The organism is Paraliobacillus sediminis (assembly GCF_003426055.1).
The window spans coordinates 1,258,069-1,273,705 of the sequence record NZ_QJSI01000002.1 but is presented as its reverse complement, the minus strand read 5'-3'; the positions used below and the strand labels follow the sequence as shown (position 1 = coordinate 1,273,705).

Below are 15,637 nucleotides of genomic sequence, written 5' to 3'. Positions count from 1 at the left end.
ATTTTTTAGTTTTATGTACCATTATATAACAATTATTCCATTATTTATAGATATAACTAGTCTTTTATAACTATATATTGCTTTACTAGATTAGATGAATTACAATTATAAATACAATGATTTGACAATTCTCTACAAAATACGATAAAAAGAGTGATTTAATTTGACTATACTACAAAAATCCTATAAATGGCTTATTATCCTAACAGGATGCAGTGTCTTTTTTTTGCATCCTGTCTTTACGGCTTCACTGGATATAAATGATTGGAAAGAATGGAGATTAATTATACTTCTAATCGTTTCATTACTATTAGCCTATCGATATATTATTATATTGCCGCCCAATGGTAATAGTTTTAGCTTGGATTCATCCATTTATATCGCTTCCGTTTTTATATTTGGAATCAACGTGACATTATTAATCCTATTATGTAGCAGTTTGGTTTTGGCCACTTATGTTAGTCATCGTCAGACAAAATGGTATGATCAATTATTCAATTTAGCAACATATACGATTATGATTAGCACCTCTTATTATGTCTTCATTTTAACAGGAGGAGAATTGGGCTATATTGACATAGAAAATGCTGTATCCTATTTATTAGCCATTATTAGTTATGGCCTAATAAATATTATAATAGTTGGTTGTGTTTTCTTGGCTAGATATGAATATCGATTATATGCATTATTAAAAGATATTCTAGTAGAAGCAATTCCGAACTATCTGATCATATATCTATTAGCTTTCGTACTGATTTCCTTATTGGAGTTATACGCTATATTTGGATTAGCGCTATTCACAATAATGATAGTAGCATTTTCATTCGTTCTTAAAAAATATTTCGAGTTATATGAACAAGTCTATAATGATAAGATATATATCGATCAAATTATGAGTGCTTTAACAATTGGTATGCTAACACTTAATGATGAAACTGGAGAAATTATTCTGAATGATGCTGCCGCTATAATACTAAAGAAGAGTAAAGCTGAAATAAGTGATCTTCTTTTGTCAGATACTAGTATGTCTGAAAATCATTCATTTTGGAGAATTGTACGGAATAAAAAGAATATTCTTAATAAAAAAGTGCTATACAAGACAGAAATTAAAACATATGTATTGTTAGTTTCGCAAACAGAACTCATTAATCATTCGAATGAAGTAAGTTCACGTGTCTTTCAATTTTTAGATATAACGGAAAGTGATGCTATTGAAAAACGGATGTCTCAATCAGAAAAACTCGCAATGCTTGGGGAGTTATCTGCAGGTGCAGCACATGAAATCCGTAACCCATTAACAATTATTAAAGGATTTATGAGTCTTATGAACGTTTCTCTTTCTGAAAAAGAACAAGAGAAGTTCCATGTTTCTTTTATGCTTAATGAACTTGACCGAATTAATTACATCGTAGAGGACATGCTAAAACTTGCCAAACCAACTGAACCAGAAGTATCAGAAACGGACATAAAAGTAATAATTGAAGCGTTTATTAACAATTATAAGGATTCTGCCGGAGCGGATAAGATACAATTTGAACTGTTACTTGATAATGCACAGGTAATGGTTGATCATAAACAGTTACAGCAAGTATTCTACAATCTAATTAGAAATAGTACGGAATCGATGGGGCATGTAGGAATCATCCGAATGGTTTCAAAGGTGAAATATGGACAGTATCACCTGTATATTGAGGATACAGGGAACGGAATTCCTGTTGAACTACAGTCGTCGATATTCAAACCATTTATGACAAATAAAGATACAGGAACTGGATTAGGTCTCTCAATTATTAAACGCATTATTGAATCACACCAGGGCGAAATCTCAATGGAATCAAGCTCTGAAAAAGGATCAATATTTCTAATAACACTACCAATAGTAAGGTGATTAGGAAGCAGGGGACGGTTCTCTGCTTCCTGTAATATTATTCTGATTATTTTCTAATGGGATTCTTTTGTCACGAACTTTTTTAGCAGCATAGATGAATACGTATACTAAAACGAATGCAAATCCTACTTAATTATTAAGCACCTGTTGCAATCCATCATCCTCTAGTATTTCAAAATAGTTTAGCTTTTTTGTATCGTTCACACGCGCACGTCCACTTACTAGTGATTCTTCATTTTCACCATAAGAAACATTTACTGTGAAATTGTATAAACCGTCTTCGTTCTGGTTTTTCTCCAGGCTTATTTCAGTAGTCTGCAAAGGGTAATTAGAATAATAAGCTGGCACCTGATACATAAAGGCGTAGGTTGTCAGGTATTCTTGATACATCTCTTCTGTAAAATAAGCACCATACTTTTCTTCAAGAAAGGCATTTAACGCTGTATGCTCTTCTGGCATCGCGTTAGTTGTGCCATCTAAGATCGTCGCATTTTCAGGAGACTCTATTAAACGAATTAACGCTTCATCAGCCGTAGAAAATTGTTCATTTAAAACCTGCTCGATCACTTTCTCTTTCCCTTGATCATCGGTAAAGAACCACTGCCTTCCAACAAAAAAAACGATTAATCCCACTATCAAAACAATGACGACACCAATAATCAAGTGACGAAACGACAATCCATGCGCTTTCGATTTATCGTTAATACCCATTAGCTCAACACCTCCTAAAGGAAGCAGGGGACGGTTCTTTGCTTCCACCAGACTATTCTATACTAAAGATAATTTCTACAAAGAAGCGTTAAAATCCTTCTTATCTTATCAAACTGATTTCCTTAAAAATAGATTAGTAATTTAACTAGTTGGCATTAAATAAAAAAGACTTGGAATTAGCTCCAAGCCTAAATAGCTTTCTCTACAATCAATCACTTTTAATTTTATTCTTCAATTTATCCGCAAGTGAACGACTGGATTTGTCTTAAGCTTGTTCCGAAATAAACCCATCTAAATCCATTCCAGCGGTATCCAGAAACAGAATTTCGACCCAAGAAGATTGGGTAAAACCAAAATTCTTGAAAGCCTCGCATCCATACATACGTAAATCTGAATAAACATCTTCTAATACTCCCAGGATCAACAGCAAACGCTTGGGCTTGCTGTGTTTGTGCGGGAACATAAGATGGTGGTGGTGAAGATGGAGGTCCGGCTTCTGGACCTTGACCCTGACCAGGCGGTGCAAATGGCGGTGGTGAACCTGGAAAACCTGATGGTGGTTGCATCTGACCTCCTGCCCATGGCAAACCAGGAATGATTTGTCTCTCATCTACAGTTCCATAAGAATAGTTATTTGATTGAAATGGCATGGAATAAGCATAAGTATCTTGACCATAGATACTATTCCAATATTGTTGTTCATCATTAGAATACAAAATATCACTCCTCAACTTTTGTCCATACCATCCTATTCATTAGGCATTTGTTTATAAACTTGGACTACATTAAATGTGTGAATGCCTATATAATATTCTTAAAACATATTAAAAAACTGAAGAGCCGACAATATGCTCTTCAGTGAGGAATGAGAAATACGCTGCAAGATTCGGTTATGGCGTGTTATGCTTTAGGAATAGAAAGATGCACCAACAATAATCAAAAGAATAAATAATACAACAATCAACACAAAACTTTCATTACTTTGACACCCCATAAGTATTCACCTCCTTCAAACAATATATAGTATTAAGTTTTTGAAAATTTGATTGGGCAAAAAAGGAAGCAGAGAACCGTCCCCTGCTTCCTATTAATCTATAAGTGAGGTCGTTGTGAATGGATAAAAGAATAGAAGAATTAATTGATCGTACGAAAACAAAATTTGGTTTAGATAACTACTACTTACAGCGTCATAGTATTTCACGAGATGTCGACATTTTCAATGTTACGAACTATACACTTTGTATGGAGTGGTTTCCGAAGCATATAACGGAACGAGAGGATGATGATTTAAACCCTGATGGTACAGCGGTTATTGAAATTGATATAAATAGCCATAAATATAAACGTGTTATTTTGGTCATGGGTGAGACTTATGCAAATAATGGGGTTTCGTTTGCCAATCTTGATACAAAAGCTATTATTAAATGGATTGAACAGGAAACAGGATTTATCTATGGGAAGCAATTTCAACTAGATAAAGAGGAAGAAGGAAAACTTTATTTTAAAGAAGGTATTGATGGTGTTGCGGTTTCACCTTCTGGATATATTGACCTTAAATTTAATCAGGAAGGCAAGCTGACTTTCTTTGCAGTCGATGGTCAATTTACTTCAAAAGAGATGGTTAAAGAAGAAACGTATACGCTCACCTTTGAAAAAATAAAACATTTGGCAATGGAACAATTGAATTTGGTTGAATTCCCTTCCGGTGAACAGGAAAAACGCATTCCTGTTTATGCTGTGGATGAAATTTACATTACAAATGATGGGATGTCAACGATTCCATTTGAATTCATAGTAGATGTAAGGTCTTATTTGAAAATAGATAAAACAATTATTTGGAACGATCCAATCGATAAACCGTTTGATAGGAAAGAGATTAGTTTGAATCAACATGTATCAGTAGAACAAGCATTTTCGTGTGAACCATCACCTGCCTCTTTCCCAATTACAAAGGATGAGGAAGAAAAATGTCTGATGGCAGTCGAGAAATTATTGCGTCAAGAGTTCCCTGATGACACTGGAAAGTGGATAATTAAAACGTTAAATCGAGACAAAGGTTATATTCATGCAGTATTAAGAGCTAGCCATCAGGACAACCCTATCTTTGTCTTCCAAAGAAAATTAGTGATTATAATTGATGCGAAGAGCCTTCAAGCAGTCAATTATATCGATAACAAACCATTGTTGGAGATGTATACTGATCAATTTCAAGCACCTGATAAAGTCACGATCTCGAAAGAAGAGGCATTTAAGAAAATGGAAGAATTGTTTGAGCTAAAACCTTATTATGTCTATGACTTTGAACAAAAACACTATGTCTTATGCGGAAAATTAGATTGTCAATATGGTGTCCATGCTGGGAGCGGTGAAGTCATTTCTTTAAGTGATTTGTAGTTTGATTGGTGTAGAAGGAAAGTTTGAAATTGGAAAAATATTTGACGATGCGATGAATAGTATGCAATGAGAAGCTCCTTCTAAGGAACAATGCTTAAGTATTATATCAATTGTGAATGAGATTTAGTATTCTATAATCATACATGACTTGTTCGAGGAACAGGGTAATAGCATCCTTTCAGGGTGTTTTTTTGTTTGTTTATATGCGATTGACATTTGACACTACTTTGTTATACTATATACTGGTAGTAAGTAATACTAAATACCCTAGTTAAAGCGTATTAAAAAATATAGTTAATTACAAATGGGGTGATGAGTTTGGAATATATCACAGAAATGCTGAAAGGGGTTCTTGAGGGTTGTGTGCTTGAAATAATCAGCCGTGGTGAAACGTATGGCTATGAAATAACGCAACAGCTGCGAGACCTTGGCTTCACTGATGTGGTTGAAGGTACAGTTTATACGATTACGATGCGGCTTGAGAAAAACGAACTGGTAGATATCGAGAAAAAAGCATCCACTAAGGGACCACCAAGAAAATTTTACACACTCAACGAAGCGGGTCAAGAGCATCTTGAAACCTTTTGGAAGAAGTGGGAATTCGTTTCAAGCAAAATTAACGAACTCAAAACTAAAATAAAGTAAAAAGGAGAATGAATATGAGTATTTTTGAAAAAATTATCGGAAGTATGGATGACAAGCGGGAATGGAAAGCGATGGAGGCCCGTGCGAAGGCACTTCCAAGTGAGTACCACAACGCTTACAAAGCTATTCAAAAATATATGTGGACCACTGATAGTCCTACAGACTGGAAGGAAATCAAACGTATCTTTGGTGGCATTCTCGAACTTTTCGAACATGGGGCTGCAGAAGGCAAGAAAGTCACTGACCTTACAGGTGAGGATGTGGCTGATTTTTGCGACGAACTTGTGAAGGATTCAGAAACGTGGAGAGATAAATATCGTGAAAAGTTAAATGAGACGATTGGTCGTGACTAACGACGAAATAGTAGCAATGACTAAAAAGTATTGACTGGGTTTGGAGAAGAGTTAATGAGTCAAGATTTACGTCTATAGGCAATACAGTTAAGAGCACAATAATCCACTTGTGCTCCTTTTTTATTACTCAATTTTTTGGAAGGTGATATATGGTGAAATTTTAAAAAGGAAGCAAAGAACCGTCCCCTGCTTCCTCACCCTGCTTCCTCATTATAGTGTATGTATTAATTTCCACAGGGAAGGCTTTTAGTATACAAAATATGTGGGGGTGTGTTCTGAAATGGATATTGCTATTATGGGGGCTGGCCTCTCTGGTTTAGCATGTGCGATCACGCTTGAAAAAAATGGTGTTACGCCAACAATATATGAAAAACGTAGTAAAGTTGGAGATCGTTTTGTTAACGGAGAAGTTCTGCTGTCTATTTTCTCAAGACCAGTTCATGATTCTATTGCATCATTGTCAGAGGAATATGGAATTTTTCTTAAGCCCACTTCGAACATCCAGAAGATGGAGATTTTTTCGAAAAATGAAATGACAATTATAGAAGGACAGTTAGGTTTTACGAATATTCGTGGTAGGGAAGAGGATTCATTTGAAAAACAGCTAGAACAACAAACTAAATCAGCGATTCATTTTAATTCAGAACAAACATATGAACAATTGCTTCATGAACATTCACATGTGGTCATGGCAACTGGAGACGGAGATTATGTAAAGAAGACACGAAATTTCAAAGAAGATTTAACCGTTTCGATAAAAGGTGCGACAGTTGAAGGGACTTTTGACCGTTATAGTGTAATGACATGGATTGATTACGACCTAGCACCTTTCGGGTACTGCTATCTTATCCCACTTTCAGAAAAAAAAGCAAATATCTCGATAGCCATCCCAGACTTGCCTGAAAATGCGGATGTAAACATTAATAATCTATGGAGTCTTTTTTACGAAAAAGTACGTACGCAGTTGAAACAAGAACTACCAATAACCGATCAGTACCAAATTACCCGTTATCCAATGGGGATTTGCAACTCAGAACGAATAGGAAATACTTTTTTTGTTGGGAATTGTTTCGGAACGATGATGCCTTTTATGGGCTTTGGACAGTATGCCTCTATACTGAGTGGAGTTTATGCAGCCTATGATTTGTGCGGTTTAGGCAAATATCAGGAGTTAATGAAACCACTTCGTCAGAGCTATCAAGATTCAATTGTTTTAAGAAGGTCGATGGAGCAATTATCTAATAAAGGTTTGGACCGAATTATCCACTCGCTCCAAGGTAACTGGGGCGAAAAGTTGTTCCACACGACACGCATTAACCCACTAAAAGTCGCAAGCTATTTACTTCGACCCTATATAAAAATGAAAAAAGAAGGGACCAGATAATGAGAAGCCCAAAAGAAATGCCTCTTACCGCCGCTGAACTTGGCTATCTATGGACGGGTTATTCTATTAATGAAATGTCAAAGTGGTATTTAATATTATTTCGTGCGCAAGCACAGGATGAAGAAATGAAGGATTTATATACATATGCGTTAGAGAGTGCAAATGAAATCCTTATTGAACGGAAAAGATTACTCAATAACGATGGGTATCCGAACGCTATTGGCTTTTCAGAAACGGATATTGATGAAAGCGCGCCAACTTTGTTTTCAGATCGATTTTTGCTGTACTATTTGCATAATGGTACCCGTCTAGGTCTTGAATTTCACTCTAGATCGTTAGCTTCAGCAACAAGAGTAGATATTCGTAAATATCATAGTAATTGTGTGATTTCTACTATTCAACTACATGAGCGAGTAGTGGATATGCTTCTTAACAAAGGGTTATATTGGAGAACACCGACATTACCAGCGCCGACTTCTCCGGAGTATATTCAAAAATCCGCTTATTTAAATGGATGGCATGGAGATAATCGTCCATTGAATAGTATGGAGCTTGCTAACCTATATCAAATCATGGATCTCCTCATGATCATAGAAACAATGTGTAGAGGCTTTACCCAGACTGCTGACTCTGAGGAAATCGCAGAAATATTTCAAAATGGGGTAACAGTAGCAAAAAAACAATATCATGCATTGGGTGAATTGTTAGAGAAAGATGCATTACCAATTGCCCCTAGTTTATCAGCAGAAATAACTGACACGAAGAAAAGCGTGTTATCCGATCGAATTATGGTAACGCATGTAGCAGGATTATTTGGTTCCTTATTGTCCCAATATGGCTTTTCTCTTGGTGCTGCAATGAAACATGATTTAGTTACAACGTATTCCGCACAATTTGCTAAAGCCGGCGCTTTTTCCGAAAAAATCACGCGATTACTTATCAAAAAAGAATGGTTGGAAAAGGTGCCAGGAGCTAAATGATGACTTTAAAAGTCTTGCTATTTTTACGTGTTAGCTAATAAAAAAGACTATCCTTGTACAAAAAAATATGGTAACCTACTATTGTTAACCTTTGTTTTTTTAGGTTAACAATAGTAAACATATAGGGGGATCATCTTTTGACTACGAGTAAATCAAAACTAAGAGGAATTATTTTATGTGGTATTTTTGCAGCTGTAACAGCGGTATTGGCACAAATTGAGGTTCCACTACCAATTGTACCTATTAGTGGCCAAACATTGGCAGTAGGGTTAACGGCAACGATTATTGGTAGTAGGTACGGTGCGATTGCAATGACTTGTTATGCTTTATTAGGGGCAGTAGGTTTACCGGTTTTTGCTGGATTTAAAGGTGGATTACAAGTATTAATTGGTCCAACCGGTGGATACATATTCGGCTTTATAGTCGCAGCATTTGTAACAGGCTTTATTTTAGAAAAAACAAAACATACTATAACAATGGCTTTGGTGGCCAACACCGTTGGAATGATTATTACGCTTATATTTGGTGCGATTCAGCTGAAATTTATATTGGATTTGACTTGGAATCAAGCGCTAGTGGCAGGGATTTATCCGTTCATTGTAGTTGGACTGATCAAGGCATATTTAGCTAGTTGGCTCGGAATTACTGTCAGAAAAAGATTAATTCAAGCTAATCTAATTGACCCTAGACCGACAAACAAAATAGCAGCATAAGAATAGAAAATACGAAAGAACCCTCCTATTAAATAGGTAGGGTTCTTTCGTTAGCAAGATGAATAAGGGTACATTATTATTCCTTTGGTTCTAAATCTTCAAGAGAATCAATATCCATATAAGATGGTACAGCTAAACCGGTCCTTGCGCCATCTAAGTTTGGTCCCAAATCATCAAATTCACCTTCGTGTTGCTCGTATAAATATGCGTGTGTTACTGGCATCCATACTGCTAATGAAGCATCAGCACTTCCAGTTGCTATAGCCTCAAACATTATAGCAGGATCAAGTCGTGTAAGTGTCACATCAAATCCTTGTTGTTCTAATACGATTTTAGCAACATTTGCTGTAAAAATGGCATCATCCCATGGTAAAAGAGCGATTTCGATAGCATTACCATCCACAGAATCTATATCTTTGGTCCATTCTGCTACGGTTTCTTCATTGGTATTTGCCCAATCCTTGGCTACTTCTTCAAATTCCGTTTCCTGAGCTTCTAATAATGCATTTTCTACATCTGGTAGCTCCAATTGTATGCGATCAAGAATTGTATAAGCTTCAGGCATTTCATCCTTTAGGCCTTTTCTAACAATAGTGTTAATCTTTCCTGCATCTCCAAAAATACCTTTTGGATCCTCTAAATATTTTAGATCCCACTTGGCAAACTTGTAATGAGGAGACCATGCACTAAAGATTATGGGCTCTTCGTTATCAATAGCTTCACTTAATTCTGCTAACATTGCTCCTGCTGAAGAAAGTTCCTGTTCCCACCCAGCGAGGTTTTCGTATGAATCTAAAACCTCTTCATTTGTTTTAGTTTGTCCAGCACCAGGCTCTGTACCGGTAATTGTATACTCTAGTTCTTCACTAACACTTTTTTCAGATTGTGCATTATCCTCATTGGATCCACATCCTGCAACAATAAGAGATAAGGATAAACCAGTAACTAAACCTACATTTTTCCATTTAAGGTTCATCATATGTAAAATTCACTCCATTCTTATGTACTATTATTCCACTATTTTTGATGGTACGATACCCAGCTGGTTGATCTTAAGCGTGCAAGAGTAATGCTATACTTATTGGGTTCATGATTCAAACGTTAGAATTAGATGTTTCTGTACATATAGTTCGTTAAATTGTAATTTAACGGAGATTTCTGTGAGGCATGTCCCTTTTGCTTCGCTTTTCTCTATATTAAGCGTCACTTGTACATATCATGTTATATTATACGTGAAATTATTCATGAAAATTTTTAAATTCATTTACTTATGAAAAAGCTAGTTTACTTACAATAAGGGAATTAGATTTTTAAATTAGTTCTGGGGGGGATAAAAATGATTGGAATGATGTTTGTAATTGGGTTGTTTATTGTGATGGGGATTTTTCTAATCAATGGCAAAGGATCCTTTCTAATCACTGGCTATAATACAATGTTTCCAAAAGAAAAAGAGAAATATGATACTGTTGCCCTCAGTAAGTTTATGGGGAAAACGATGTTCGCTTTGTCCTTTAGTATGTTGTTTTGGGTATTTAGTGAAGCATATGAAATTAACTGGTTATTTATCATTGGTCTTGTCCTATTTATTGACATAGTTGTAACTATGCTTGTATACATTAACACAGGAAACAGATTTAAAAAGTAGAATATTTATCAATCAATCTAATGATAAATATTGGAGTAATTTAAAAGTTACAGTTCAATTAACGGATGCGTTAGTTTTATTGAATCAAGCGAGGTTTGTATATATGCAGCAGGTGGTATGTTAAGAACTGTTGCTTCCTGTGGCTAACGCAGTTAGGTTAGTTTAGAAGATCTTCAATAGATAAAGTAGTAGTAAATATAAACTGATAAAGGAAACTCGGACAAGTTCGTGTTAGAACTTATCCAAGTTTCTTAGTCATAAAAACGCTGTTTGAATCTTTCTTGTAGTCTGCAAAAGGATCACAATATTCAAACCCAAAATTCGCATAAAGTTTTCTTGCTGGGTAAAAAGCATCCATCGATCCCGTCTCTAAACTTAATTTTTTATAATCTCGTTTCAAGGCTTCCTCAAGGATGTGCTGAAGCATTCTTCTAGCAACCCCCTTTTTCAGATATGTGGATGAAGTTCTCAATGATTTAATTTCACCATGAGAGCTGTCGAGTTCTTTTAGAGCGCCCATTCCGGTTAAGTCATCGCCTTCCCAAGCGGTCCACAAGGTGATATTTGGTTGTCTTAGCGTTTCTAAATTTAAAGCATGGATGCTTTCTGACGGAGTATTTAAAGTCATATCATGTAGATGTTCTATTACCAATTCAACCACTTCAGATCCAGTTAAATCATCTATTTTAATTTCCATAAAAAAAACCTCCCGTTTAAATATAATTGATACAACTTACCCTAACAATAATGATGTAAGAATATCTTCCAAGGGAAAGTAATTATCCCAATAGATTGGCAATTGTTTGGTAAGAAAAGTCACTACTTGTACGAATCATTTTAGCTAAACAAGAAAATCAAATAACGTTCTTCAGCAAACAGCTGCATTTTGAAATCCCTATCTCCTTTCAGATGGGGATTTTTGCTTTCGTCTTTTAATGTAGAATAATGTCGGGTATAATTTAAAATACTATATTATAGAAGTTTTTGTAGATAATTCCAACTTAGGTGATGAAAATAATGAAAGAAAAAATGCTGTATTTAAAAGATAAGTTAAATGATTTAAGTCGTAGAAATAGATCAATCAGAATGTTGAAGAAATATGATAAATGGTCTTTTGATATAAGCACAATCACAAAGATTGATCAAGATCCACAGACAATCTTAGATGCGATTATTACGAAGAAAACTAAAATAGATTTAGTCAAACAAAGTGTGAATAATGAAGAGTCGTTAGCTTTAACAGGTAAACTAACGTCACTATATCGTAATTTAAAATCAATTGAAGAAGAGACAGGTATTTATGATCTTTATATTGGTTATCCCTTCATTAGTGGTTCGATGCTAGATGGTACCTACATAAGAGCGCCATTATTTTTGTACCCAGTTAAATTAGAGCGTGTTAAAACACATGGTATGAAGTGGACGCTTGAGCCGGTGGACAGTGTTGAACCAATGCTTAATCGTTCTGTCTTTTTAGCCATGCAAAAGATGAGTGATCTTTATGTACCAGACGAAATGTATGAAGATGCTGAGAAGAAGGCAACAGAGATTAACTTCTCGGATTGGTTAACGTGGCTAAAAGGCTACGCATTAAACATTGCATGGTCGGAGTCGACTGAAATAGAAAGTTTTCAAGATTATAAGGTGGATACAATCCCCTCATTTGAAAAAGGTGCATTCCAACTTGATAATCATGCGATTATAGGGCACTTTCCACAAGGGAGTTCTGCTCTTTTAAAAGACTATGAAGATTTCATTCAGCTAGCAGAAGAGGATAATGCTGGTTTAGGTATAGTAGAGGATTTAATCAATATTGAGGCTTCGGCGTATTCTTATCAATCAGACAATCTTCCTGGTAAGCCATTAGATAAAACAAAGACAAAGAAAGCGGAGAAAGAAAAATTCTTTGTCCTAGATACAGATGCTTCCCAAGAGGAAATTATTGAAAAGTTAGAAGAAACAAAAGGATTAGTAATCCATGGACCGCCGGGCACTGGTAAATCACAAGTAATTGTTAATGTTATTGCCAATGCAATTTCTGAAAATAAAAAGATCCTATTAGTTTGTCAGAAGAGAGCTGCACTTGATGTTGTATATCAACGTCTGGACGGGTTAGGTCTATCTTCTACTATCAGTTTATTACACGATGAACAAAAAGATAGAAAAAGTCTTTATAAGAAAATAAACACTAGGCTGACATTGGACACTTATTCAGATGAAATAGAAACGAAATTCGAACAAATTTCAGAGAAAATCAGAAAAATTGAAGCGGAATTAGACGTTATTGCAAAAGGCTTATACGAAGTACAGCCACATGGCTTTCGTGCCTTTGACTTATATGGTTTAGGAAAGCCGTTAACCAAACAAGAAGTCTCACTTAATTTAAGAGATGTCTTAAAAGCACTCAATAAAGAGAATTTTGATGAAGTTTTAGCTACTATTTTTTCATATGGAAGCAATTACGAACGATTTGGAAAAGAATCTTATCCACTCACAGATAGAAAATCCTTTTCAAACTTGGGAATTCATGATCGGCAAACGATCGTTGAAGTGTTGCATAAAGCAATGGAGCAAGCACGAAAAAGTAGTGCATTTTTAGACCATTTTGAACAAGAAAATATCACACCTGAATATAGCTGGGAAATAGGCGATAAGTTGGATAAAATCTACGAAGATTTAAATCCAAGTGAAAAGAAGACACTGCAAAAATTACGTCTATGGTGGTGGACTTCTGTAACTGGTAAAACGATTGTAGAGGAATTGTTAGAAGGTGATAAGTTTAAAGGACTGTCTTCCACAGAGTGGCCTAAATTACGCGAAAGCTTACGCGTACTCTATGACCTTTCTGCAATATCAGAAGAGATGTCTACTGGAGTGGACGCATTATCGCCTTACTTTTCAAATGAAAAAATTGCGCGTTATAAAGACCAGATTGCAAAAGGGGACATTCCTTTATCTGAACTGGAAAAGCAACATGAATATGTCATCCAGGACTTTGAAGATTTACGAAATATGGATCGAATTTACGATGATAGCCTGCCTTTTGTCCAATCGATTATTAATAAATTAAAAGACAAAGATTTAGAAAAGCATAATGAATTGAATAAACAATGGGTGGATATCGCAAGACAATCTACTTATATGCATTGGTTAGATGAAATCGAGACGAAACATCGGTCGTTGCTCAAAGTAGGGACAGAAGAATTTGAAAGACTACGGACAGATTTTAAGGAATTATTAGCAGAAAAGCAAGTGCTTTCGGCAAAGGTGCTTCAAAATCGTTTACTGCATACGTTGTCAGAAGTTAGAGACAACAATGCAAAGGCGATAAAAGATATCATTCATCAAACAGGTAAAAAGAGACAGGTCTGGCCAGTAAGAAAGCTTGTACAAAAGTATTCATTAAACGGATTACTCGATGTGATGCCAGTTTGGCTTGTCTCACCAGAGACGGCATCGGCTATTTTTCCATTAGAAAAAGACCTGTTTGATATAGTTATTTTTGATGAAGCTTCGCAATGTACGGTTGAAAATGGTATTCCAGCGATTTATCGAGGGTCGAAAGTGATTGTTGCTGGGGATGAAATGCAATTGCCACCATCGACATTGTTTAAAGGTGTGGTTCAGGTTGATGAGGATGATGAAGATAATGAATTGGAAGAATCCGAAAGTCTACTGAACTTATCCAAACGTGTTTTCCCAAGTAGAATGTTGCAATGGCATTACCGTTCGAAATCAGAAGAGCTGATCAACTTTTCGAATCATGCTTTCTACAATGGCAATATCCAAATTGCACCGAATGTGGATCATTTACAAGATCCATCCGCCATTCAGTGGCATAAAGTTGACGGTAGATGGATCAATCAATGTAATGAGATTGAAGCAAAAGAAGTCGTTTCCTTATTAAAAAAACAGCTAATTAAAGCTCCTAATAAAACAGTTGGAATCATCACGTTTAACGCAAAACAACAAGATAAAATCAATGATTATATTGATGCGTTGTCCGAAACGGATGAGGAATTCAATGCTGTTTATCAACAAATAATGAGCAAAGATTTAGATGAACGCGTCTTTGTCAAAAACATTGAAAACGTCCAAGGTGATGAACGAGATACGATTATCTTCTCGATAGGTTACGCAAGGAATGCAGAAGGACGTGTCTACAATCGCTTCGGAACGCTTGGCCAACAAGGTGGCGAAAACAGATTGAATGTTGCAGTAACACGTGCAAAAGAGCAAATTCATCTTTTCTCCAGTATTGAGCCACATGAATTAAATGTTTCCAATACAAAAAATGATGGACCACGGTTCTTAAAAAGTTATATGGAGTACGCTCAAGCAGTTTCCAAATTGGAAAGAGAAACTGCAGAAGCCGTTCTTGCTACCCTTAATGCGGATATGAATACAAAACGTAAGGATCATGATCTGACATTTGATTCGCCTTTTGAAACAGAAGTCTATGACCACTTAACACAGGCAGGATACAAAGTAGATACCCAAGTTGGCATGTCGGGCTATCGGATTGATTTAGCAATCGTCCATCCAAAATATCCTGAGAAGTACATTATCGGGATAGAATGCGATGGTGCCATGTATCACAGTGCCCCATCAGCAAAAGAAAGAGACGTATACCGCCAACGCTTCCTCGAAAGCAAAGGCTGGAAGATCAACCGGATCTGGAGTAGAAATTGGTGGAAAGATCCAGTCACTGAAATCGAGAAGATTGATCAAGTAATTAAGCAGATGGTTGAGAAGGAAGAAGCGAAAGAAGAAATGAGGAACGATTAGTAAATTCAGAAGAAGGTTGTGTCCATGGGCACAGCCTTTTTTTTACGAACAGTGGCAGGCACTGTTCGTAAGAGATTCGCTTGCAGTCGGTAAGCCTTTAAGGTGTGGGGTGAAAATCCTTCAATTTGTTTCTCAG

At 35.9% G+C, this 15,637-nt stretch carries 14 protein-coding genes; 9 read left to right on the top strand and 5 right to left on the bottom strand.

Annotation, left to right across the window (positions count from 1 at the left end; all coding sequences use genetic code 11):
- The first annotated feature begins 163 nt into the window (after positions 1-163).
- Positions 164-1,888: a two-component system sensor histidine kinase NtrB gene (locus D2K60_RS12470; RefSeq protein ID WP_162880780.1), complete on the top strand. Its 1,725-nt coding sequence runs from the start codon at positions 164-166 to the stop codon at positions 1,886-1,888.
- A 129-nt stretch (positions 1,889-2,017) separates the two neighbouring features.
- Here D2K60_RS12470 and D2K60_RS12465 read toward each other — a convergent pair whose 3' ends face one another.
- The 3 genes from D2K60_RS12465 to D2K60_RS12455 form a co-directional block, all read right to left on the bottom strand.
- A complete protein-coding gene (locus D2K60_RS12465) occupies positions 2,018-2,599 on the bottom strand; it encodes a hypothetical protein (protein ID WP_117170293.1) in 582 nt (193 codons plus the stop codon).
- Positions 2,600-2,835: 236 nt separating this feature from the next.
- Complete coding sequence (locus tag D2K60_RS12460; protein WP_240335317.1) at positions 2,836-3,315, bottom strand: hypothetical protein; 480 nt, start codon at positions 3,313-3,315, stop codon at positions 2,836-2,838.
- Positions 3,316-3,506: 191 nt separating this feature from the next.
- The gene (locus tag D2K60_RS12455; RefSeq protein WP_112180303.1) at positions 3,507-3,593 is read right to left on the bottom strand and encodes a YjcZ family sporulation protein; all 87 of its coding nucleotides are present in this window, start codon (positions 3,591-3,593) and stop codon (positions 3,507-3,509) included.
- A 119-nt stretch (positions 3,594-3,712) separates the two neighbouring features.
- Between D2K60_RS12455 and D2K60_RS12450 the strand changes: the two genes are divergently transcribed.
- From D2K60_RS12450 to D2K60_RS12425, 6 genes are all read left to right on the top strand, one after another.
- Positions 3,713-4,993, top strand: coding sequence for a hypothetical protein (locus D2K60_RS12450; RefSeq protein ID WP_117170292.1), 1,281 nt, complete (start codon positions 3,713-3,715; stop codon positions 4,991-4,993).
- A 318-nt stretch (positions 4,994-5,311) separates the two neighbouring features.
- Positions 5,312-5,638 (top strand): PadR family transcriptional regulator, encoded by a 327-nt coding sequence (locus tag D2K60_RS12445; protein ID WP_117170291.1) that lies wholly within the window; start codon positions 5,312-5,314, stop codon positions 5,636-5,638.
- A gap of 14 nt (positions 5,639-5,652) precedes the next feature.
- Positions 5,653-5,991, top strand: coding sequence for a DUF1048 domain-containing protein (locus D2K60_RS12440; protein ID WP_117170290.1), 339 nt, complete (start codon positions 5,653-5,655; stop codon positions 5,989-5,991).
- 280 nt (positions 5,992-6,271) lie between these two features.
- A complete protein-coding gene (locus tag D2K60_RS12435) occupies positions 6,272-7,375 on the top strand; it encodes an NAD(P)/FAD-dependent oxidoreductase (RefSeq protein ID WP_117170289.1) in 1,104 nt (367 codons plus the stop codon).
- Complete coding sequence (locus D2K60_RS12430; RefSeq protein WP_117170288.1) at positions 7,375-8,355, top strand: DUF3231 family protein; 981 nt, start codon at positions 7,375-7,377, stop codon at positions 8,353-8,355. The genes D2K60_RS12435 and D2K60_RS12430 overlap by 1 nt, the downstream gene beginning before the upstream one ends.
- Before the next feature lie 137 nt (positions 8,356-8,492).
- Complete coding sequence (locus D2K60_RS12425) at positions 8,493-9,068, top strand: biotin transporter BioY (protein ID WP_117170287.1); 576 nt, start codon at positions 8,493-8,495, stop codon at positions 9,066-9,068.
- Between the two features lie 76 nt (positions 9,069-9,144).
- Here the strand turns inward: D2K60_RS12425 and D2K60_RS12420 are convergent, their stop codons facing one another.
- Positions 9,145-10,047 carry a glycine betaine ABC transporter substrate-binding protein gene (locus D2K60_RS12420; protein ID WP_117170286.1) on the bottom strand — a complete coding sequence of 301 codons (903 nt, stop codon included), beginning with the start codon at positions 10,045-10,047 and terminating at the stop codon, positions 9,145-9,147.
- A gap of 357 nt (positions 10,048-10,404) precedes the next feature.
- On the opposite strand from D2K60_RS12420, the gene D2K60_RS12415 reads away from it, so the two are divergent.
- On the top strand, positions 10,405-10,713 hold the full coding sequence (locus D2K60_RS12415; protein ID WP_117170285.1) for a DUF3784 domain-containing protein: 309 nt from the start codon (positions 10,405-10,407) through the stop codon (positions 10,711-10,713).
- Between the two features lie 238 nt (positions 10,714-10,951).
- Here D2K60_RS12415 and D2K60_RS12410 read toward each other — a convergent pair whose 3' ends face one another.
- Positions 10,952-11,410: a GNAT family N-acetyltransferase gene (locus D2K60_RS12410; RefSeq protein WP_117170284.1), complete on the bottom strand. Its 459-nt coding sequence runs from the start codon at positions 11,408-11,410 to the stop codon at positions 10,952-10,954.
- 320 nt (positions 11,411-11,730) lie between these two features.
- Here D2K60_RS12410 and D2K60_RS12405 point away from each other — a divergent pair, with 320 nt between their 5' ends.
- Complete coding sequence (locus D2K60_RS12405) at positions 11,731-15,501, top strand: AAA domain-containing protein (protein ID WP_117170283.1); 3,771 nt, start codon at positions 11,731-11,733, stop codon at positions 15,499-15,501.
- Positions 15,502-15,637 lie beyond the last annotated feature (136 nt).